This window comes from Brumimicrobium oceani (assembly GCF_003143775.1).
GTDB lineage: Bacteria > Bacteroidota > Bacteroidia > Flavobacteriales_D > Crocinitomicaceae > Brumimicrobium > Brumimicrobium oceani.
On record NZ_QFRJ01000012.1, the window covers coordinates 22,796 to 42,570 of the forward strand.

25 protein-coding genes are annotated in these 19,775 nt (G+C 36.0%); 12 read left to right on the forward strand and 13 right to left on the reverse strand.

The window, feature by feature from the left end; translation table 11 throughout:
- Positions 1-95 precede the first annotated feature (95 nt).
- The 3 genes from DIT68_RS13070 to DIT68_RS13080 all read left to right on the forward strand — a co-directional run bounded on the left by DIT68_RS13070 (position 96) and on the right by DIT68_RS13080 (position 3,290).
- Positions 96-1,355 carry a carboxypeptidase-like regulatory domain-containing protein gene (locus tag DIT68_RS13070; protein WP_109360263.1) on the forward strand — a complete coding sequence of 420 codons (1,260 nt, stop codon included), beginning with the start codon at positions 96-98 and terminating at the stop codon, positions 1,353-1,355.
- Between the two features lie 181 nt (positions 1,356-1,536).
- Entirely contained in the window at positions 1,537-2,391 is an 855-nt protein-coding gene (locus DIT68_RS13075; RefSeq protein WP_109360264.1) for a ChaN family lipoprotein, read from the forward strand.
- A 5-nt stretch (positions 2,392-2,396) separates the two neighbouring features.
- A complete protein-coding gene (locus tag DIT68_RS13080; RefSeq protein ID WP_109360265.1) occupies positions 2,397-3,290 on the forward strand; it encodes a S66 peptidase family protein in 894 nt (297 codons plus the stop codon).
- Here DIT68_RS13080 and DIT68_RS13085 read toward each other — a convergent pair.
- The 12 genes from DIT68_RS13085 to DIT68_RS13140 form a co-directional block, all read right to left on the reverse strand.
- Complete coding sequence (locus DIT68_RS13085) at positions 3,277-3,948, reverse strand: uroporphyrinogen-III synthase (RefSeq protein ID WP_109360266.1); 672 nt, start codon at positions 3,946-3,948, stop codon at positions 3,277-3,279. The two genes, DIT68_RS13080 and DIT68_RS13085, sit on opposite strands and share 14 nt — an antisense overlap.
- A gap of 3 nt (positions 3,949-3,951) precedes the next feature.
- Positions 3,952-4,836: a hydroxymethylbilane synthase gene (hemC, locus tag DIT68_RS13090; RefSeq protein WP_109360267.1), complete on the reverse strand. Its 885-nt coding sequence runs from the start codon at positions 4,834-4,836 to the stop codon at positions 3,952-3,954.
- Positions 4,833-6,056, reverse strand: coding sequence for a glutamyl-tRNA reductase (gene hemA / locus DIT68_RS13095; RefSeq protein ID WP_158276189.1), 1,224 nt, complete (start codon positions 6,054-6,056; stop codon positions 4,833-4,835). Before hemA ends, hemC begins: the two co-directional genes overlap by 4 nt.
- A 157-nt stretch (positions 6,057-6,213) precedes the next feature.
- A complete protein-coding gene (locus DIT68_RS13100) occupies positions 6,214-6,816 on the reverse strand; it encodes a DUF6992 family protein (RefSeq protein WP_109360269.1) in 603 nt (200 codons plus the stop codon).
- Between the two features lie 308 nt (positions 6,817-7,124).
- On the reverse strand, positions 7,125-7,484 hold the full coding sequence (locus DIT68_RS13105; protein WP_109360270.1) for a hypothetical protein: 360 nt from the start codon (positions 7,482-7,484) through the stop codon (positions 7,125-7,127).
- 68 nt (positions 7,485-7,552) lie between these two features.
- Positions 7,553-8,134, reverse strand: a complete 582-nt coding sequence (locus tag DIT68_RS13110) for a porin family protein (protein WP_109360271.1) — start codon at positions 8,132-8,134, stop codon at positions 7,553-7,555.
- A 158-nt stretch (positions 8,135-8,292) separates the two neighbouring features.
- Complete coding sequence (gene accC, locus DIT68_RS13115; RefSeq protein ID WP_109360272.1) at positions 8,293-9,627, reverse strand: acetyl-CoA carboxylase biotin carboxylase subunit; 1,335 nt, start codon at positions 9,625-9,627, stop codon at positions 8,293-8,295.
- Positions 9,628-9,677: 50 nt separating this feature from the next.
- Complete coding sequence (gene accB / locus DIT68_RS13120; RefSeq protein WP_109360339.1) at positions 9,678-10,187, reverse strand: acetyl-CoA carboxylase biotin carboxyl carrier protein; 510 nt, start codon at positions 10,185-10,187, stop codon at positions 9,678-9,680.
- Between the two features lie 38 nt (positions 10,188-10,225).
- Positions 10,226-11,218 carry a beta-ketoacyl-ACP synthase III gene (locus DIT68_RS13125; RefSeq protein ID WP_109360273.1) on the reverse strand — a complete coding sequence of 331 codons (993 nt, stop codon included), beginning with the start codon at positions 11,216-11,218 and terminating at the stop codon, positions 10,226-10,228.
- Positions 11,218-12,156: a phosphate acyltransferase PlsX gene (plsX, locus tag DIT68_RS13130; protein ID WP_109360274.1), complete on the reverse strand. Its 939-nt coding sequence runs from the start codon at positions 12,154-12,156 to the stop codon at positions 11,218-11,220. Before plsX ends, DIT68_RS13125 begins: the two co-directional genes overlap by 1 nt.
- A 37-nt stretch (positions 12,157-12,193) precedes the next feature.
- Complete coding sequence (gene rpmF / locus DIT68_RS13135; RefSeq protein WP_109360275.1) at positions 12,194-12,385, reverse strand: 50S ribosomal protein L32; 192 nt, start codon at positions 12,383-12,385, stop codon at positions 12,194-12,196.
- Positions 12,386-12,406: 21 nt separating this feature from the next.
- Entirely contained in the window at positions 12,407-12,937 is a 531-nt protein-coding gene (locus tag DIT68_RS13140; RefSeq protein ID WP_109360276.1) for a YceD family protein, read from the reverse strand.
- A 200-nt stretch (positions 12,938-13,137) separates the two neighbouring features.
- Here DIT68_RS13140 and DIT68_RS13145 point away from each other — a divergent pair, with 200 nt between their 5' ends.
- The 8 genes from DIT68_RS13145 to DIT68_RS13180 all read left to right on the forward strand — a co-directional run bounded on the left by DIT68_RS13145 (position 13,138) and on the right by DIT68_RS13180 (position 18,169).
- Positions 13,138-13,764: a 4'-phosphopantetheinyl transferase family protein gene (locus DIT68_RS13145; RefSeq protein ID WP_109360277.1), complete on the forward strand. Its 627-nt coding sequence runs from the start codon at positions 13,138-13,140 to the stop codon at positions 13,762-13,764.
- The gene (locus DIT68_RS13150; protein ID WP_158276190.1) at positions 13,751-14,497 is read left to right on the forward strand and encodes a phosphoglycerol geranylgeranyltransferase; all 747 of its coding nucleotides are present in this window, start codon (positions 13,751-13,753) and stop codon (positions 14,495-14,497) included. The genes DIT68_RS13145 and DIT68_RS13150 overlap by 14 nt, the downstream gene beginning before the upstream one ends.
- Positions 14,494-15,372 carry a hypothetical protein gene (locus DIT68_RS13155; protein WP_109360279.1) on the forward strand — a complete coding sequence of 293 codons (879 nt, stop codon included), beginning with the start codon at positions 14,494-14,496 and terminating at the stop codon, positions 15,370-15,372. The genes DIT68_RS13150 and DIT68_RS13155 overlap by 4 nt, the downstream gene beginning before the upstream one ends.
- Positions 15,373-15,435: 63 nt before the next feature.
- Positions 15,436-15,681 carry a hypothetical protein gene (locus DIT68_RS13160; RefSeq protein ID WP_109360280.1) on the forward strand — a complete coding sequence of 82 codons (246 nt, stop codon included), beginning with the start codon at positions 15,436-15,438 and terminating at the stop codon, positions 15,679-15,681.
- A gap of 91 nt (positions 15,682-15,772) precedes the next feature.
- Positions 15,773-16,162: a DUF302 domain-containing protein gene (locus tag DIT68_RS13165; RefSeq protein WP_109360281.1), complete on the forward strand. Its 390-nt coding sequence runs from the start codon at positions 15,773-15,775 to the stop codon at positions 16,160-16,162.
- 212 nt (positions 16,163-16,374) lie between these two features.
- Positions 16,375-16,713, forward strand: coding sequence for a hypothetical protein (locus tag DIT68_RS13170; protein ID WP_109360282.1), 339 nt, complete (start codon positions 16,375-16,377; stop codon positions 16,711-16,713).
- A gap of 127 nt (positions 16,714-16,840) precedes the next feature.
- Positions 16,841-17,416: a hypothetical protein gene (locus tag DIT68_RS13175; protein ID WP_146194219.1), complete on the forward strand. Its 576-nt coding sequence runs from the start codon at positions 16,841-16,843 to the stop codon at positions 17,414-17,416.
- A gap of 183 nt (positions 17,417-17,599) precedes the next feature.
- Positions 17,600-18,169: a DUF2306 domain-containing protein gene (locus DIT68_RS13180; RefSeq protein WP_233244197.1), complete on the forward strand. Its 570-nt coding sequence runs from the start codon at positions 17,600-17,602 to the stop codon at positions 18,167-18,169.
- Between the two features lie 58 nt (positions 18,170-18,227).
- Here DIT68_RS13180 and DIT68_RS13185 read toward each other — a convergent pair whose 3' ends face one another.
- Positions 18,228-18,773, reverse strand: coding sequence for a hypothetical protein (locus DIT68_RS13185; protein WP_146194220.1), 546 nt, complete (start codon positions 18,771-18,773; stop codon positions 18,228-18,230).
- Positions 18,774-19,034: 261 nt separating this feature from the next.
- Between DIT68_RS13185 and DIT68_RS13190 the strand changes: the two genes are divergently transcribed.
- A complete protein-coding gene (locus DIT68_RS13190; protein WP_109360286.1) occupies positions 19,035-19,751 on the forward strand; it encodes a VIT1/CCC1 transporter family protein in 717 nt (238 codons plus the stop codon).
- Positions 19,752-19,775: the final 24 nt, after the last annotated feature.

Sequence of the window (19,775 nt, forward strand, 5' to 3'; positions counted from 1 at the left end):
CAAAAAGGACCGTTTTTAAAATGTTATGATTTGGATGTAGGAAAAGAAAGAAGAAATTCATACCTTGATAATATATTTATTAATAAGATCGAATAATGAAAAATAAGAACATAGCACTACTCGCTACTTTTGCATTAGGAATGGCTATAACTCCATTAACTTATGCTTCCACAAATTCAATTTACAGTATTGAAAGTATTTCTCAAGAGGGGAAAACTGTTGTTTTCTCTGTTAAGGTGAGTTACCTAGGAAACCCTATCAATGGAGCAGCAGTCTCCGTCATGAAAGATGGAAGTGCTATTGCGCAATCCACTACAGATGCAAAGGGAAATGCAACTGTTAAAGTAGAGAATCACACGGGAGGAACAACAATTTTACAAATTCAGAAGGAGGGTTATAAAACACAAATGCTAACAGGTTTTGTGCTTAAATCTGGAAGTGATTATAATTTCTCTCTAGTTCGTGGAACAGGTGTAGTTACAACAGCTATTGCAAGTGATATTGATAAAATATCTGAAAATTCTGCAGAGGATTTAAAGAAACAAGCGGAAATTGAAGCAAAGGCAAAAGCTGCGGCGGAAAAAGCCAATGAATCAGCAAAGTCCTCTCAGGAAAGTGCCGCAGAATATGCTGAGAAATCGCAAGAGGAGCAGGAAAAAATGAAAGCTGCAGAAGCCGCAGCAGCCTCTGAATTAGCTAAGTCGAAGGAAGCAGCAGAAGAAGCGAAAAAAATGGAGGCTCAGTTGGCTAAAACGGGAGCTGATCCTAAAAATAGAGAAGAACAAGCAGCTGCAGCTCAACAACGTATAAATGAATTGGAAAAGCAACGCTCGGCTGAAGAGGCGGCAGCAGCAGTGGTAGCGACTAAAAAGGCTGCCGAGCAAGCCGCTAAATCAGCGGAAAAAGAGGCCAAAGAAAAGGCTAAGGCTCAAAAGTTAGCTGCTCAAGAAAAGGCAGATGCCGAAAAAGAAAGAGCAAAAGAAGCAAAGGAAGCTGCCAAGGCAGAAAAGGAGAAAGCGAAAGCAGAAAAGGCTGCTGCAAAAGAAGCGTCTAAAGCCAGAAAGGAGGCAGAGCAAGCAGCTAAAGTTGCCGAAAAAGCGGCAAAGAATGAAGAGAAGTACACAAAGAGTCTCGGTAAACTTGTAAGAAAACAAGAAAAGGTAGAAATTAAACGAGATAAGCTAACGAAAGCGCAAGAAAAACTTGACAAGAAAATCGAAAAAGGTAAAATTGATGTTGAAGATGCACGAAAAGAACAGCAGAAAATTCTAGACGCCCATAAAAGCCTTGATGAAGATTTGAAAAACATCGCTTCAGATCTCGAAAAGTTAAAGAAAAAATACAAAAGCGAATAATCTAATCCGTACTGATGTGAACAAGGGTTGTCTTTACGGGCAACCCTTGTTTTGTATTTAGGCTGATGAATATCTTTTCTTTGCATAAATCAAACAAGACCAAAAAAGTAATTTGGTAAAAAGATTTGCTTTTGTTTACCAACTATTTATTAGAATTTCGATATTTGTAAAAACGAGTATCATGAAATACCTATTAATTTTATTGTTTTTCATTGGACAATATACCTTGGCACAAAATTTTGAATCCTTTCAGTTGTACAATAAAAAAGGAAAGAAAATAAGTGCAAAAAAATTCATCAAGCAAATCGAAGAGGGAGAGATCATTTTATTTGGTGAGTTGCATGATAACCCTATTGCGCATTGGTTACAACTAAAAACAACACAGGAAATGAGTAAAATACATTCCGTTTCTCTAGGGGCCGAGATGTTGGAAGCGAATAACCAAAAACAATTGAATGCGTATCTTTCTGGTGAAATTTCTCAAAAAGAACTAGATTCATTGGCGTCTTTGTGGGTGAATTATAAAACAGATTATAAGCCTTTAGTAGATCACGCCAAAGAAAACAGTTTGCCATTTATTGCTACAAATGTTCCTAGAAAATTTGCCAGCCACGTTTATAGAAACGGAATAGAATCTCTTGAAGCTGATTTAACTGACGAAGAGAAAACTTGGGTAGCTCCTTTACCAATTGCCTATGATCCAGAATTACCTGGATACAAGTCAATGCTCACTATGATGAGTGATCATGCAAATCCTAATTTCCCAAAGGCGCAGGCAATTAAGGATGCTACAATGGCCCACTTTATTTATCAGGAATATAATGCAAATAATAACCAGTTTATTCATTTTAACGGTGATTACCATAGCAAGAATTTTGAGGGGATTTATTGGTATTTAAAACGTAAGGATCCCGCCTTACATATCATCACTATCTCGACAGTAGAGCAGGCTGATGTCACTAAATTACAAGATGAGTTCAAGGGGCAGGCAGATTTTATTTTGGTAGTTGACCAAGACATGACCAAAACTTACTAGGCACTATGTTTCCTAAAAAACTACAAGAAGGAGATACCATTGCTATTGTTGCTCCAGCAAAAGGAATTGAGAAACAATTTATCGATTTTGCAGTAAAATGCATCGAAGAAAACGGTTTCAAAGCGCTGGTCTCTAAAAATTGCTTGGGTCAGAGTAATTATTTTTCTGGTACAATAGGGGAGCGTTCCAAAGATTTACAATGGGCAATTGATAATGATGAGGTAAAAGCTATTCTTTGTGCTCGCGGAGGCTATGGATGCATTCAAATTGTGGATAGAGTAAGTTGGGCTGGGTTCTTAGATGAACCAAAATGGTTGTTGGGCTTCTCCGATGTTACTGTATTTCATCAACATTTAGCTAAAATTGGAGCACCCTCAATTCATTCAACAATGCCACTTAATTTTGAGTCTAACTCCAAAGAGGCCTTACATTCTCTTTTTTTAAGTTTAAAAAATGAAGATTTGAATTATGAATGGAAAACTGAGTGTGAAAATAGTACTGGAGAGGTATCGGGAAAAGTAATAGGAGGGAACCTTACTGTTTTGGCCGGTTTAATTGGAACGAAACATCAACCTGATTATCAGAATACAATTTTGTTTTTGGAGGATGTGGGTGAACATTTGTATGCCATAGATCGTCATTTTTATCAATTAAGTAAAGCGGGAGTACTAGATCAAATTAGAGGTTTAATTATTGGTGATTTTAGTGCTGTAAAAGATACGGAAATCCCGTTTGGAAGCGATCTACAAGGGTTGATTAAAGCACATTTCGCTTACCATGATATACCTATAGCCTTCGATTTTCCTGCTGGACATTTAAACGATAACAGAGCTTTAATTTTTGGAAAATCTGCAAAGTTTATAGTTCAAGAAAAAAATGCTGAACTTATTTATCAATAGGGTAGAAGTGCTTTTCTAATACTGTTTTCAATTCATCAAAGGAAGAATAGTCTAGTGTGAAATTAGCCTCTATTCCATTTTTAGCCAAAAACCCTTCCGTTGTTTTACCCCAAGCAATTACCTTTTGTTCGGGTGTAATGCTATTCAATTGTAAAAAAGACTCAACATTTGTGGGGCTAGTAAAAACTAAGACGGATGGTTTTTCTTTTAGGCGAACAGGCGTTAGCGCTGTTTTATAAACGACTAAATCTGTAATTTGATTATTGGCTATGCTTTCCTGCATAGACTTTTGTGAATAGTTTGACTGCGGAAATAGTACTTTTCTTTGGCCGACAAATGCTGCAAACTCTTTGCTAACTAAAGCCGGTATTCCACTGGTGACGCCCGTAAATGAAACTTCGTGCCCGAGTGAAGTGACAAAGTCGGAAGTGACTTTTCCAATTGTTGCTATTTCGGTGTTGGACGCAAGCTTACAGCGATTCAAATAAAACTTTGCAGAGCGAGGACTTGTAAAAAACACTACATCATAGCTTTCCTGTGGACATTCAAAAGGGACTTCAACAAAAGAAATCATTGAAGTATCTATCATTTCGATCTCCGCAAGCTCAGCATAAGCTATAAATTCGGGTTGTGTGACTTTTTTGGAGATAAAGAGCATTGCCTATTGCGCTTGAAGATCCTTTAGAATTTCTGTTATAATTTCAGGGTTATCCACAGCTGAATAAGTGTTGAATTCTGCACCGTTTTCCCATTCTTTCGCAAAAGCTACATGAACGGTCATTTCTTCATCACAATAGATTCCTAATGGCAATTGACATCCACCATCAAGCTTTCTCAAAACCCCTCTTTCTATTCCGATTCGTTTTTCAACCTCTTTATCGTTCATCTCTTCTAATACCTTTGCTAGTTCAGTATCTTCCGCTCTGATTTGTAATCCTAAGACTCCTTGAGCCGGACATGGGATAAACATTGTTGGGTCTAAGGTGCTAATTGTTAAATCAGATAAATCTAGATCTAAACGTTTTACACCAGCCATAGCCAATACTATTGCGTCGTATTGTCCTTCTCGCAATTTGTTGATTCTTGTACCTACATTTCCTCTCAAATCCTTAATTTCAATGTCGTCTCTGAAGGTGATGAGTTGAGATTTTCTTCTCGCTGAGGAAGTTCCTATTATAGGGTTTTTCTTAATTCCTAATTCTTCATTATTGTCCACAGATTCATTTCTAATAAGCAATAATTCTGAAGGGTCTTCTCTATAGGAAACAGCTGCAATTTGCAATCCTTCAGGTGAAGTTGTTTCTAAATCTTTATGTGAGTGAACGGCTAAATCAATGGTTTTGTCAAGTAGTGCAGCTTCAATTTCTTTGGTAAAAAAACCCTTTCCTTCCATTTTGTCAAAACTCAAGTGTTGAATTCGGTCTCCTTGTGTAGAGATTACTTTGATTTCAACTTCTTGTCCTAGTTTTTGTAATTCATCTTTTACAAAATTTGCTTGCCACAATGCAAGGTCACTGCCACGTGAACCTATGATTATCTTTTTCATTTCTTTAATAATATTTCTTTGGCCATTTTCATTGGAACACTCATGTATTTCTTTTCGAAATATGCCATCATTTTTTCTACTGTTTCTCTAGAGTTTTCATCGAGACTTTCAAATTCTTTAGCAAAAACATGTTGTATTGCTGTTGCCTTAATTTCTTTTACTGTTTCAGGAACTATTCTCATTTTCCTTTCCACTTCACGTTCATGGGCCATTAATTTGAAAATTCCCACCGCCTCTTCGACTATTTCCTCTACATGAATGATTTCTCTTGCGCGTTTCTCTAAATTCTTGGAGGATATTTTTTGTAAGTAGTCAATCGAAATATAATCTAAAGAAAATTGTTCTGTCACTTTGATGTCAAGATCACTAGGAATGGCAAGGTCTATTACCATTTTCGAATCTGTATCGCCTTGGAGCAAGTGTTCGTAAAGTACAGGGCTAATAATGGAGGTGTCGGCTCCTGTACAGGTAATTATGATATCAAACCCTTTGTCGTAAAGGGGTAATTCATTTAAAGAATAAGCACTTCCATTTAGTTGTTGAGCAAGCAATTGAGCCTTGCTTAAAGTACGATTGAATACAGAGAAATTTGTGTATCCATGCTTTTTCAAAAAGCGGCTCATGTTTGTATTGGTAACTCCTGCGCCTATGATTAGAATTCGAGCATCTAAGGGAATATCTTTTTCTCTCAATGTATGGTAAGCCAAGGAAACTACGGATACAGGACTTTGAGCAATACTTGTTTGGGTATAAATGCGTTTAGCCGTTTCTATTGTATGACGAATCATCAGTCGGATAGAATCTCCTGTAAGTTGATATTCTCTGCAAATATCAAATGATTTCCTAATTTGGGTAATGATTTCTCTTTCTCCAATTACCATGGAGTCTATGGAAGAGGTTACCTTAATCAGATGTTCTACACCGTGAAAATCTTTATATTTTTCTACTTGGTGACCAAATAAATTGAGTTGATCTTGATCGAATTCTGGAAAAAGGAATTCCAAGTACTGTTGAAATTCGGGGATTTCAATTTCTTGTTGTTTAGAAATAATAAATTCTACACGGTTGCAAGTTGAAATATACATCAGCTCATCTAATTCAAACTTCTCCTTTAAGCGGGTAAGCTTTTCCTTTTGATGATCAGGTGCAATATGTAATCTCCCAATCTGATTAACCTCAAGCTGGCGATGTGTAAATGCAAATATGTGAATTCCTTCCACTCTCTTCTCCCTTATTTTGCTACAAATATCGTGATAAAGCCCGTTTTTATTGTCATAGCATTGTCAAATCCTCTTATTTAGAATGTTTTTAAACTATAAAAAGAGTGTTTTGTCTTTTTAACCAAAGGTTTAGGATTGATTTGTCACTGACATGCAGTTAATTGAAAGTATATTTTAGTCCAACTCCTGAATTGCTCAATGAAAGCTGATCAAAAAATAGATGTTTGGCGTTTTTTCTGTGATTTCGGTGTCTCAGGTATTGAAATGTATCGAAAATCAGTAAAAAACCACCTTGAAGCAGTAGTGCATTTCCATACCCCTTAAACCTTGAATAATTTTTTTGGTTTTTTTCTGTTATTGATTGCAGTAAGGCTCCTGAACCAATATACAGCATGTTTAATCCATTGTTGATCAAATATATTTGTTCTGTTGAATATTGTTTGTTAATGAGCTCCCCAGGACTCACCTTTTTCGCGTTGGTTGCGTTGGAAGTAAATAGTCCTGGAACTGCTATTCCTAGGTTAACAATGTTCCAAAAGACATTCATCTGATGAAAGTATTGGCTTTCTCCTTCGGTGGTTGCCCAGCCAATTGAACCAATAGTAATGTTTGCAGCAGCCCAAGAAGACAAAACAAGCATTCCAGTTTTGTTGATTCGCAATCTGTCTTTATTGAATTCGGTATTGCTTTTTAATTGAGAGAGGACATTTAGTGAAAAACCCAATGACAAAATGAAAATTATTATTTTACTATTGATCATAATATTAGAATTGATTCCTTAGGTAAACACCAATTTGCATTCAGAGTTTAAATCTTTATTTACAGCTCTTGTAGATCTCATCGTCAGTTGTCGTCCTGGTTTTGGTGGAAAACCCTCGTTTTCAGCAATGGAGGGATGTGGATTAATTAAGGAGAATATCATTTTCTAGTATAAGGAATGAACTGTAGGTAAAAGACCGGACAAACAGAATTTTAAAACGTCCTATTTCTAGAGTAATTTATGGAAATAAAAAAGGTCCACTTTTAGGGAAAAGTGGACCAAATATATTAGCTGTTTAATCTATAATTCTAGTAAAGCTCTTCCTTTAAAGCTGTGCGGTAATCCTTAATTTCTTCTCTATTGATTTTATGATCAGAATTTAGCATCAGGTTCAACAGGTTTAATAAATTTTCTTTATCGTCGATTTCTAAAGGAAATTCTCCACCTTCTTCATCTTCTTCCCACAATGCTTGAACATCATAAGCTTCATTTTCTTTGAGGTATTCGAAAGTTAAACGTGTAACTTTTGCCAATAGAGGATCTGTTTCTTTTAACGCTAGTTCTCTCAATTCAGTTAATTCCTGAATCAAATTCTCTGCAAGTACGCCTTCTTTTTCAACTAAAGCGATGATCTTTTCTATTTTTTTATTTGCTATACCTGTCTTCATAACCTTCTTAAAATTTAGAACACAAATTTAATACCTTAAAGCAATTAACCGCATGATTTGTCTATTTTTTAATTGAACTTGTAAATCACTCCAATATTAGCTCCGAAAATTGTAGTGTTTGAATTACTTTGGCCAGTAGAGTTGCCAAATTCATCTGTCTGGATGGTGCTAGGAGTAAATGCAATGTGATACTTCGCTGTTAGATCAATAAATATATTTTCTGTGATTTCTAAGCTTATCCCAGCTTTAGGTTGGAAACCGAAATAAGATTCACTTGCACTGGTACCAAACGCTTCACTTTTAAATCTATAGATCCCTAAATTTAATCCTGCGTAAGGTTGAATTTTGTCTGTTAGAAACTTGTAATGACCCCCAATTGTAACAGGCATAACGTTGGATTTAATGTCTATCGTTCCAAAAAAAGGAATGCTTAAACTTTCTTTTCTATTTAGTGATTCTAGTAAAATTTCGGCTGTAATGTTTTCCGTAATGTCGTAAGTTACTCCCACATCAAAACCTAGATGCATGTTAGAGGCATTGTCATTTAGCGGTTCACCTAATGCAAATCCACCCTTAATTCCGATTTGAGAGATAGCTGTTGCTGAGAAAAACAAAATCAGCAATGATGTAATTAGTAAATTTCTTTTCATGATTGTTTATTTTAGTGAGCTCATAAAGCTAATCAAATTAGCTCAATAAACAGTGCGTTTCCGTTAGTCGTTTTTCCATGATCCGCCTACTTGGGTTTACTTTAAACCAAAAAAAAGCCATCCGAAGATGACTTTTTTGTTTTGTCTCGAGACAAATATTAGAATTTGAATTCATCCATGAAGGCAGTTGTAAAATCTCCTGCATTAAACTTCTCATCTACCATTAATTTTTGGTGGAATGGAATAGTGCTTTTTACGCCTTCGATAATATATTCATCCAAAGCACGACGCATTTTAAGAATTGCTTCTTCACGTGTTTGTGCTACTGTAATTAGTTTTGCAATCATCGAATCGTAGTGCGCTGGGATTGTATATCCTGCATAAACATGCGTATCAATACGAATTCCATGTCCACCGGGTTCGTGATATTCTGTGATTTTCCCTGGAGAAGGACGGAAGTTATTATAGGGATCCTCAGCGTTGATTCTACATTGAATCGCGTGCATGATAGGCTCATAATTTTTACCGCTAATTTTGCTTCCTGCTGCCAGTTTAATTTGCTCTTTAATCAAGTCAAAGTTAATTACCTCTTCAGTAATTGTGTGTTCGACCTGAATACGTGTATTCATTTCCATGAAATAAAAATCTCTGTTTTTATCAACAAGGAATTCTACAGTACCAACACCTTCATATTTTACAGCTTTTGCTGCTTTAATAGCTGCTGCTCCCATCTCCTTACGTAACTTTTTAGTCATGAATGGAGAAGGAGTTTCTTCTACTAATTTTTGGTGACGACGTTGAATAGAACAGTCACGTTCTGAAAGGTGACAAACGTTTCCGAATTGGTCTCCGGCGATTTGGATTTCGATATGGCGAGGCATTTCGATGTACTTTTCCATATACAATCCATCGTTAGAAAACGCTGCTTTAGATTCTTGACGTGCAGAATCCCATGCTGCTTCCATTTCTTCTTTTTTCCAAACAATTCGCATTCCTTTACCACCACCACCGGCAGTTGCTTTTAGGATTACCGGATATTTAATTTTATCTGCGATTTTGTAAGTTTCTTCTAAGTTTTTTAGAAGACCTTTAGAACCAGGAATACAAGGAACACCTGCTTTAATCATTGTTGCTTTAGCGTTTGCTTTATCTCCCATTCCATCAATTTGTTCTGGGGTAGCTCCAATAAATTTTATATTGTGTTCTTGACAAACTCTTGAAAACTTAGCGTTTTCAGAAAGGAATCCATATCCTGGGTGAATTGCATCAGCATTTGTAATTTCTGCTGCAGCAATAATATTTGGTATTTGTAAATAGGATAATGAGCTTGATGCTGGACCTATACATACAGCCTCATCGGCGAAACGAACATGCAAACTTTCCTTGTCTGCTATACTATATACAGCGACAGTTTTAATTCCCATTTCCTTACATGTTCTAATAACACGTAAGGCGATTTCGCCCCTATTGGCAATCAATATTTTTTTGAACATGCCTTTTGGGTGTTTAGTTTTGCTTAAAATAATTCTAGCGCTTAAATTAATTACGACGGATCAACTAAAAATAATGGTTGATCGTATTCTACAGGAGTAGCATCATCAACTAGAACTTTGATAATTTTACCTTGTACTTCTGCTTCAATCTCATTAAACAATTTCATTGCTTCAATGATGCAAACAGGGTCACCGTTTTTAATTGTACTTCCTACCTCTACAAATACTGGCTTGTCAGGAGATGGAGAACGGTAGAATGTTCCAATCATTGGGGATTTTACTGTTATGTATTTACTTTCGTCCTCAGTTGCAGTTTCTTTTTTAGCTTCTGCCGCTGGAGCAGGGGCCGCTGCTGGAGCTGCTTGAGGCAATTGAGCTGAAGCTTGAGGTATTGCTTGCATCGGTTGTTGTATGTAAACAACCTTTTCTTGTGCTTCTTCTTTGCTTCTTTTTGGCTCAGACTTTATTGTAATTTTAAAGTCTTTTTCTTCGATTTCTACTTCTGTAACGCCAGACTTAGAAACGAATTTAATTAGTTCTTGAATTTCTTTTTGATTCATCATGTGTGAATATTTATAGGATAAATGTACGTATTTTTTTAAGAATTATAGGCCCACTTGAGGTAAATTGCTCCCCAAGTAAAACCTCCACCAAATGCGGAGAGCACTATGTTATCACCTTTTTTGAGTTTTTTCTCCCAGTCCCAAAGGCATAGAGGAAGTGTTCCTGCAGTGGTGTTACCATATTTTTGAATGTTGATCATCACCTTGTCTTTTGATAATCCCATGCGATTTGCTGTTGCATCAATTATACGCAAATTGGCTTGATGTGGAACCAACCAATCTACATTATCGGCAGTTAAATTGTTACGCTCCATGATTTCAGCAGACACATCTGCCATGTTGGTAACTGCAAATTTGAAAACTGCTTTTCCTTCTTGGTAAACATAGTGTAAACGTTCGTCTACCGTTTTTTGGCTTGCTGGAAGTTTTGATCCACCAGCAGGTTGTACCAAATATTTTCTACCTTCTCCGTCACTTTTCAGAATGCTGTCAACGACACCATAACCTTCTTCATTTGGTTCCAATAAAACAGCACCTCCACCATCTCCAAAAATCACACATGTAGCGCGATCTTCATAATCGATTATAGAGGACATTTTATCTGCACCTACGACAATAACTTTTTTATATTTCCCTGTTTCAATGAACTGAGAACCGGTAGTTAGAGCATATATGAATCCAGAACAAGCTGCGTTTACATCAAAACTCCAAGCATTTTTCATTCCTGTTCTATCAGAAATAATGTTTGCAGTTGCTGGAAAAGGGTGGTCTGGGGTAACAGTAGCACAAATAACTAGGTCAATTTCTTCTGGAGAAATTCCTTTTTTCTTAAGAAGCCCATTCACAGCAGCTACTCCAATGTCTGAAGTAGGATTACCGTCGCCAAGCATTCTCCTTTCTTTAATTCCTGTTCGAGAAGTGATCCACTCATCTGTTGTGTCAATCATCTTCTCAAGGTCCTTGTTTGTAAGAACATTTTCTGGGACAAACCCATGAACACCTGTTATTGCTGCTGTAATTTTTTTCATTATTTAAAAGCTTCTTTAATCTTTTTAGTTAATTCAGAACTCGCAACATCATGTGCAAGGCACATCATGTTTTTTACTGCAATGTCGTTAGAGATTCCGTGACCAATAATTACATCTGAATTAACGCCCAATATAGGAGTTCCACCGTAATTTTCATAATTAAAGCGATCCAAGTAGTTGTCTTTTATTCCCAACTCCTTTGTAATGGAGTACATTCCTTCGGCTTGTTTTAAAACGATATTGCCTGTAAACCCATCACACACCACAACATCTGCTTTACCTGTAAATAAATCTCGGCCTTCGATGTTTCCAACAAAATTGAAATCTTCGCTGCCTTTCATTAATTTATAAGCGGTTTGCGTGAGTAGATTACCTTTACCTTCTTCTTCACCAATATTTAGTAATCCAACACGCGGGTTGTCGATGTTCATTACGCTTTTGGCATAAATAGAACCTAAACTAGCAAATTGGTATAACACATCTGGTTTACAATCTGCGTTTGAACCTACATCCAAGATGATGGAGTTTTGTCCATTCACAATAGGTAACACAGAGGTAATACAAGGACGAATTACACCAGGAATGGCGTTTACTTTATACATAGAACCAACAAGCATAGCACCGGTATTACCTGTGCTAGCGAAGGAGTCTATTTTTTTTTGGGCTAAAAGTTCAAAACCAACAGAGATTGAACTGTTAGGTTTTTGGGGTATAGCGCGAGTAGGATGATCCTCCATCGTAATGATGTCTGGAGCATTAACCACAGAAATACGGTCTGAAACAAACTCTTTTTCTTTCAAAATTGAGCGTATCTCATCCTCACGACCGATGAGTACTAACTCTACATCGTCGGGCAGTTGTTCTAGGGCCAAAATTGCGCCAAGAACATTTGCTCTTGGCGCAAAATCGCCACCACTAATATCTAATCCAAGTTTCATAAGTGTGAATACACTTTAAATGTGCTGGATAAGCAAATTATACTGCTACTTCTTTCTCAGCAATTACTTGACCTTTATAGTAAAGTTTTCCTTCGTACCAGTGCGCACGGTGGAATAAATGCGGTTGTCCTGTTGTTGGACAAGTTGAGATGTTTCCAGCTACTGCTTTTTTGTGTGTACGTCTTTTATCTCTTCTTGTTGTCGACGTTCTTCTTTTTGGATGTGCCATTTTACTTTATATTTAAGATTTTTAATTCAAATTTCTTAATGCGTCCCAACGCGGGTCTGTATCGTCCTCTTCGTCGGTATCATCTTCTTCATTGTATTCTGATGAATCAACGTACTTATCTATTAAATCCAACATTTCTTCGTTGCATTCGTCTTCGTCGTGAACCGTTCTACTGGGCAAGGCCACTGTTAATAGTTCATATATTGTAGACGATATATCAATCGTAAATGCGGAAATAGGAAGAATAATTAAATTTTCATCCACACTTTCATCTTCGCCAAACTTGTAAACAATTTGATGCGAAACTTCCACCGGGACGTCCATTAATTCTGTACAACGATCGCATGGTTTTTGAACTGTACCTGACATTTCAAAATCACCAATTAACATTGTATCTTTCTTATTCAATTGAAAGTCGATTTTTACATCGCCACCTTCAATAATAGAATACGCTAACTCTTCAAAGAACGCTGTTGTTATATTGAACTCAAACGAATGTTTTCCATTCTTTAAGCCCTCAAACGGTATAATAAACTCTTTATTCGAAGCCATAATGTCCAAAAAATTTGGAGTGCAAATGTATAAAAATATATAGACATCGCACTTCTTCTTACAAAAGAATCTACAAAGTTACTCAATTTTCAGCTAAACAAGTTATGAACACTTGTTAACTTTTATTTTTTTGTTGTTTTCTGTGCTATTATTATATTTCAAAATCAGCTTTTACGCGGGCAAATGTTAATTTTACAACTATGTTTCACACAGAAAAAATTAAATACGGACCTGTTTCGGTGTTTCTGCTCTATTACGAAGATTTTGTAACGGAGGAACACTTACACAATCTTTTGCCTGCGGAACAACTAAAGCTGGCCACACTAAAACACCCGGCAAGAAGAAGAGAATATGTGGCTACACGGGTTTTAAGAACCATGCACTTTGGAAACGAAGCAATTCTGTACTCGGATATCGGAGCACCCTATGTGGATGGCGAAGGATTTATCTCGATATCTCATGCAAATCATGTTGTGGGAATGGCCTATTGTGAAACTTTTCAAGTCGGCTTGGACTTAGAGCCAATCCATGAAAAGGTGATGCGGGTGAAGCATAAGTTTTTAAGCAAAGAAGAAGAAGAATTAACCGATACCTCATCTGTGGAGGAAATGATTAAGGTTTGGTCTGGTAAAGAAGCTTTGTACAAACTAGCTGGACGGAAGGAAATTATATTTGCAGAAAATTTACTGCTCACCAGATTGGATGAATTGAAATGGAAGGGAGGCATATATTTTCCAAACAATAAAAAAGAGGTAGAGCTCATTTTAGATAGAAAAAACAACTTTGTAATTTCAATTAATGCATCACCAGTCTATGAAGTCAACTAAACATATTCTTCAGAAATTTATTGCTAAAACTGGTCAAATTGCAGTGTTGATTGACCCAGAAGTAACAAATTCCAAATTGAAGCTTCAGCCCATTGTTGAAAAAGCGGAGTTTGCCCAAGTTGATTATTTTTTTATTGGAGGAAGTACGGTAACTAGAGCAGATTTTGAAAAAACAACTGCTATTTTAAAGTCGTTAACTAAAATTCCATTGGTTATTTTTCCAGGAGATCATCAACAATTATCAAATGATGCAGAGGCCTTACTTTATCTAAGTTTAATCTCAGGAAGAAATCCGGAGTATTTAATTGGTCAGCATGTAAAAAGTGCTCAAGAAGTGCTGAAGCTGGATTTGGAAATTCTTCCTACAGCTTATGTTTTGATTAGTGGCGGAACACAGTCTACCGTGGCTTATGTGAGTCAAACTACACCAATTCCACGCGATAATTTTTCAATTGCGTTAAACACAGCTGTTGCTGGAGTATTACAAGGCAATGAAATAGTTTATTTCGATGCGGGAAGCGGCGCGCGACAGCCTGTTGATGCTGAGCTAATTAAAAAAGTAAATCAGCAATTGAAAACAGTTGTCATTGTAGGTGGAGGTGTACGTTCCATTGAGGAAATCGAAGTTTTAAAAACTGCTGGAACAAATGTTATTGTAATCGGAAATAAAATTGAAGAGGATATTGACTTTCTATTAGATATTCAAAATTATAAATCTAAAGTTACTTCATGAAGTTCATTAGTTTTAGAAGACTGGCAGCAATTTTTAAGCTTGAAATCTCAGAATTTAATGCTGATTTTATTCAAGCGCTATCAAAATCTATTGAACAATATTTTCAATCTCATAAAGTTTTAAGGGCTTACGGTGAAGACTTTACTCAAAAGCAATTGACTTTTATTTTAGCGCAATTGCAAGAAAAAGAAGCACATATATTTCATGAATGGATAGAGGATGACCATTTATTAGTGGAATATCTTTTTAGCAAAGGAGAAATAATATTGCCCGATGAGGAGGTTATACTTCCAAAGGATTCTCCATTGTTTAAACAATATAAAAGTTTTCTGCGGCCATTTTTAGTTCCCATTTTATCTGATAAAATAGGGAGGTTTGTGAAAGAAGAAAATTTAATTGAGTTAAAGGACCACATGAAATTTAGTCCGTTTTTGTCTCAAGAAAACAGGGTTAAAATTGAAAAGCCCATTGTATTGTTTTTGGACCAATCAATTAATCAATTGAAAGTGAGTTATGGTAGAGACTTTGAAATACAATTGACTATCGTTTATTCCTTAACTTTTATTGATGTTCTAAATGCTTTAGATAAAAGCTATTATTACAAGGCATTGAACTATTTTGAAACCACAAAATTACTGGTTAAAAGAAATGATCTGAGTCCAATGCTCTTGGATAAAGTTGAAAAATCATTACGTAGTTTAGATGTAAAGGAAGAAGACCGCACATTGGTGGAGAGTTTTATCAGTTCAGCAGCATTTGCTTCACGACGCAAAGCGCCGAAACCTCGGCTCATTGAAATGGTGAAATCTCCCTTTTTTATTGTAGCCGTTATATTGGTGCTGCTCAATTTTGTGTTTGCTGATTGTGAAGGCTAGACAACAGAAGAAGTAGGAAATGAAGAATTTGTTTACGACAGCAATTCTTTGACTCTAAATAACATGACTGATGGTGAAACTTTAAGAGGTTATGGCGATCAAATCTCATTAATTTCAGAAGGTAAAGAAGCAAAAGGAGCATGGAACGCGGTTGAATTTCAAGACAGATATTCTTGTGGAAATGAGCACTCATCCATAACACTTCCTAAAAATGAAATTGTTTTGACTTCAGTGGCAGTAGTCGATTTTAAAAGTAAGTTAGAATTTGGGTGGAGGATAGGGAGGGATTATTCTGAGGTGTTTAGGTGAGATTGTTACTAATCTGTACCCATTGTTACACTGTTTTCATTTGCTTATTCTCAACTTTACATTATATTAGAATCAAATAAAATTTAGAATTATGAATTACTATTTTAATAAATCCATTAAAGGGTCATTTGACGAGGTGATAGGAAGGGTGACAGAAGGTTTAAAAACGGAAGGTTTTGGTGTGCTCACAGAAATTGACATGAAAAAGACCTTTAAGAACAAGCTAGATGTTGAAATGAGAAATTACAAAATTCTAGGAGCTTGTAATCCCACTTTTGCGCACAAAGCTTTACAGGCCGAAGATAAAATTGGAACTATGTTGCCATGCAATGTGATTGTGCAGGAGCTTGAAGATGGAGTCATTGAAGTAGCGGCAGTAAATCCTATGTTGTCCATGCAATCAGTAGAAAATGATCAATTAAAAGATGTGGCAACAGAAGTGACTTCGATGTTGGAAAATGTGATTAAAAACTTAGGATAAGCTTGAAAGCTGGTGACATAAATTCATACGGAAATAAAGTAAACATCACATTAGGTGTTCGTTTAAAGCAATTAGATTAAGATTCGTAAACACCCTGTTTTTAATATTTTAACTTTTTTGTAAAGTATAGAATCGATTCCTTATCGAATATTACTTACTTTTAGGAGTGTTAGTCAATTTTTGAATAACGCTCTTAACTAAAACAAAACAATATGAAAAAAACAGCAATTACTATTTTCGCCGCGTTTTCACTTTTATTAGTGCCCAATGCATTAAACGCCCAAGACAACAATACCGATACAGATAAACCATTAACTGAAAGATTGATGGACAAAGTGGTGAAACAAAAAACGGAACGTTCTGCGGAACTAGAATCAAGGCTAGTTGAAATTTATGAAATGGATAAATCAGATATGAGTTTTGGCGAAAAAAGAGCATTGAGAAAAGAAGTGAGAGAAATAGAAAAGACCACTACGAATGGTGGTGGAGGAATTTATATCTCTGTTGGAGGTTTGGTTCTTATTCTAATCTTGCTAATCATTTTGTTGTAATCTGAACAAAAAGGAGTTCTCAATGCAGCTCCTTTACTTTAGAATTAATAAAAATATTACAGTAAGTCATGAATTCAGTTTTATGGCTTATTTTTTTGACTAAATGTTAGTGCTAAACAATACTGCTATGCAATTGGAATATATCCTTTTTGGTCTGCTTATAATTGTTTTTATCTATTTTGGAATAGGTCCCGGAAGTCGGTTGCTCAAGAAAAAATCACACCATTACATTGTACCACCCTCGCCTGAAAACGATCCCGATTGGTATCCCGTTGAACATTCAGATTACAGAAATTTTATTTTTATCAAACCAAGTGAAAATCACGTTGATTCACAGCATATTGAAAATATAAATGCCCAGTTGATTGGTATAGAGAATATTCAGGTAGAGGAGAAGGGAGATTGGTTTAGAATTGAAGCCTTACATTCAAATTTTGGTATTTTTCATTCTGCCATAATAACCTACAATGACATCAATGGAGGCCATGTATATGGTTATTGTAAACATAAAGACACGGCAAGAAAAGATTATATTTTTAAACAGTCTGACTCAATTGACTATCTGTTGGGTGTGTTTAGGTCAAATAAAAACTTTGCAATTTATGTCGACTCAATGCACAAAAACAAGAAAGGAAATATTTCAATTTCTTCTGTGAAAGAGCTCGACTTTATGGAAGAATTGAAAAAACTTCCAATGCTCTAGTAGGAGTCTTTTTTTTGTTAAGGTGGCACAAAACGAACCGAAATGGCTGAAAGAAAATAAACCGTTTATCCACAGATTTCTGTATTTTACAGTCAAAACTACATTTATGGAACAAGCGATACAAATTTTATCATCATTCATGCTGCATTCGGGGGAATAGCTTTTGTGTCTGGCTTTATTTCGATGTTCGCGAAAAAGGGTCGTTTTTTACATAGGAAATCAGGTTTGGTATTCTTTTATGCTATGGTCATTTCTGCATTAAGTGCCTTGTTAATTGCTATTCTGCCCAATCACGAAAGCCCTTTTCTTTTCGCTGTGGGTGTTTTTAGTCTATATTTTGTGGTCGTGGGTAAGCGCGCGTTGAAATTTAAGTTTAAAAACCCCAACCTATTATTCGATAAATCTATCGCATTGATCATGATCATCACTAGTGTTTTAATGATTATTCTTCCAGTGTTTTTGTATCAAAAAGTAAATATAGTTCTTTCGGTATTTGGAATAGTTGGAGTTTTTTCAGCCATTAAAAACTTAAGGGCCTATAAAAACCCTGAAAGATTGAGAAAGGGGTGGCTTAAAATGCATTTGGGAAATATTATGGGAGCTTATATTTCTGCTGCGACAGCTTTTGTAGTAGTTAATCAGTTTTTTCCTAGTTTCTATGGTTGGTTTATCCCAGGAATAATTGGTGGGTTCTTCATTGCTTATTGGACGAAAAGGGTAGAATCTCAAAAACTGAAGGACTCTTTTGAATAAGGTAAAGACCTCAAAAAAAGTCTTTACAATTTAATTCAAATGAACTTGATTAACAGGCTTAAAAGTTAATGGCTTCATGGAAAATCGGAACAGTGTTTCCAGTACCAATTTTAAATATTTTGATTGCTTTCACTTTGTTGTTTTCATTAAAGCGAACCGAGAATTGGTTTTTTCTTACATCATCATTTTTAAGCTCAGTATTTCCGCCTCGGTCATATTCTTCTATGATTTGTAAATATGGTTTCTTTATCACTAATTCTTCTATAATTTCATCTTTATCATCTAGTAAATGAACAACGAGTTTACCCAGCTCTCTGGGCGGATAAATAATTACGCTTTCCTTTAGCTTGCCCGGAATGGATTGAACTTTCTTGTAAGATATTTCGTATTTATTGTTCTTACTTTTTATAACGTCAAAATCAACGATTACAATGTGTGAGGAGAACTCTTCGGGTGTTTCAACTTTTTCTACTTCTGTTGTTGCGATAGGAGCTGTTGTTGCGCAACTCATTGCAATAAGAAGGGTTCCAATAAATAATAAGACGCTTAATCGCATAGAATAGTTTATTTTCATTAAAACTATACATAAACTAGGTTTTATCATAATTTGAGAGGCATAATTTATTTTAAAATTGTGCAATTAGCTTCGAACATATAGTGTCTCCGCCGCTCTGGAATTAAGAGTCTTGTAAATTTAAATTGTATACCAACACTACCTAAAACATGCAAGGGGCGAATATTCAAAAAACATTTGTAATTTAACAGTTGAAATTGATTTTATGTTTCATCGGGGAAATGCAAGAGGACTAACTGCGGGATTTTTCTAATTCTGATTGTATTGCGTCGGTGCTAAAAAACAAGACGAATGGAAGGAGATTCAGTGAATTTAGATAACTATTTAGAAAATCATTATATCCATCGGAGTAATTGGTTGCGCGCTGCTGTGTTGGGAGCCAACGATGGTATTTTATCAACTGCAAGTTTAGCAATTGGGGTAGCTGCAGCCAGTGATTCAAGAGATGCGCTTATATTGGCTACTTTGGCGGGCTTAGTTGCAGGTGCATTATCTATGGCGGCCGGTGAGTATGTTTCCGTAAGCTCTCAAACTGATTTAGAGAAAGCAGATATTGAGAGAGAACGCATAGAGCTCAAAGAAATGCCAGAGCAAGAATTACAGTTTTTAGCTGATATTTACGAGGCCAGAGGACTCAATAAACAAACCGCCATGCTTGTTGCAAAAGAACTCACAGAAAAAGATGCTTTAAGGGCACACGTTCGAGATGAACTTGGAATTAATGAAGCCAACAAAGCTAAACCAATGCAAGCTGCTTTTGCTTCAGGTGCAGCCTTTACCATTGGTGGTTTATTGCCTTTTCTAGTAACCCTGTTTCTCCCTATGGTCTTTATGGAATATGCGTTATACGGATTCGCCATTCTATTTCTGATGATGTTGGGCGCCTTATCCGCTTACACAGGTGGCTCCAGTATCTGGAAAGCCGTTGTGAGAATAACTTTTTGGGGTACGGTTGCAATGGGTTTAACGGCTTTTGTGGGGTATTTGTTCAATGTGAATTTAGGATAATTTCTAACATTGGTCTGAGCTTCT

Coding starts and splice junctions, on each gene's coding strand:
- DIT68_RS13180 (WP_233244197.1), top strand. CDS start 17,600: ATGTTCGCGAAAAAGGGTCGTTTTTTACATAGGAAATCAGGTTTGGTA.
- DIT68_RS13170 (WP_109360282.1), top strand. CDS start 16,375: ATGAAAAAAACAGCAATTACTATTTTCGCCGCGTTTTCACTTTTATTA.
- DIT68_RS13150 (WP_158276190.1), top strand. CDS start 13,751: ATGAAGTCAACTAAACATATTCTTCAGAAATTTATTGCTAAAACTGGT.
- DIT68_RS13160 (WP_109360280.1), top strand. CDS start 15,436: ATGACTGATGGTGAAACTTTAAGAGGTTATGGCGATCAAATCTCATTA.
- DIT68_RS13140 (WP_109360276.1), bottom strand. CDS start 12,937: ATGGCTTCGAATAAAGAGTTTATTATACCGTTTGAGGGCTTAAAGAAT.
- DIT68_RS13185 (WP_146194220.1), bottom strand. CDS start 18,773: ATGATAAAACCTAGTTTATGTATAGTTTTAATGAAAATAAACTATTCT.
- DIT68_RS13165 (WP_109360281.1), top strand. CDS start 15,773: ATGAATTACTATTTTAATAAATCCATTAAAGGGTCATTTGACGAGGTG.
- DIT68_RS13190 (WP_109360286.1), top strand. CDS start 19,035: ATGGAAGGAGATTCAGTGAATTTAGATAACTATTTAGAAAATCATTAT.
- hemC (WP_109360267.1), bottom strand. CDS start 4,836: ATGAAAAAGATAATCATAGGTTCACGTGGCAGTGACCTTGCATTGTGG.
- DIT68_RS13085 (WP_109360266.1), bottom strand. CDS start 3,948: ATGCTCTTTATCTCCAAAAAAGTCACACAACCCGAATTTATAGCTTAT.
- DIT68_RS13080 (WP_109360265.1), top strand. CDS start 2,397: ATGTTTCCTAAAAAACTACAAGAAGGAGATACCATTGCTATTGTTGCT.
- accC (WP_109360272.1), bottom strand. CDS start 9,627: ATGTTCAAAAAAATATTGATTGCCAATAGGGGCGAAATCGCCTTACGT.
- DIT68_RS13070 (WP_109360263.1), top strand. CDS start 96: ATGAAAAATAAGAACATAGCACTACTCGCTACTTTTGCATTAGGAATG.
- DIT68_RS13125 (WP_109360273.1), bottom strand. CDS start 11,218: ATGAAAAAAATTACAGCAGCAATAACAGGTGTTCATGGGTTTGTCCCA.
- DIT68_RS13075 (WP_109360264.1), top strand. CDS start 1,537: ATGAAATACCTATTAATTTTATTGTTTTTCATTGGACAATATACCTTG.
- plsX (WP_109360274.1), bottom strand. CDS start 12,156: ATGAAACTTGGATTAGATATTAGTGGTGGCGATTTTGCGCCAAGAGCA.
- DIT68_RS13100 (WP_109360269.1), bottom strand. CDS start 6,816: ATGATCAATAGTAAAATAATAATTTTCATTTTGTCATTGGGTTTTTCA.
- DIT68_RS13155 (WP_109360279.1), top strand. CDS start 14,494: ATGAAGTTCATTAGTTTTAGAAGACTGGCAGCAATTTTTAAGCTTGAA.
- DIT68_RS13110 (WP_109360271.1), bottom strand. CDS start 8,134: ATGAAAAGAAATTTACTAATTACATCATTGCTGATTTTGTTTTTCTCA.
- DIT68_RS13175 (WP_146194219.1), top strand. CDS start 16,841: ATGCAATTGGAATATATCCTTTTTGGTCTGCTTATAATTGTTTTTATC.
- DIT68_RS13145 (WP_109360277.1), top strand. CDS start 13,138: ATGTTTCACACAGAAAAAATTAAATACGGACCTGTTTCGGTGTTTCTG.
- DIT68_RS13105 (WP_109360270.1), bottom strand. CDS start 7,484: ATGAAGACAGGTATAGCAAATAAAAAAATAGAAAAGATCATCGCTTTA.
- accB (WP_109360339.1), bottom strand. CDS start 10,187: ATGAATCAAAAAGAAATTCAAGAACTAATTAAATTCGTTTCTAAGTCT.
- rpmF (WP_109360275.1), bottom strand. CDS start 12,385: ATGGCACATCCAAAAAGAAGAACGTCGACAACAAGAAGAGATAAAAGA.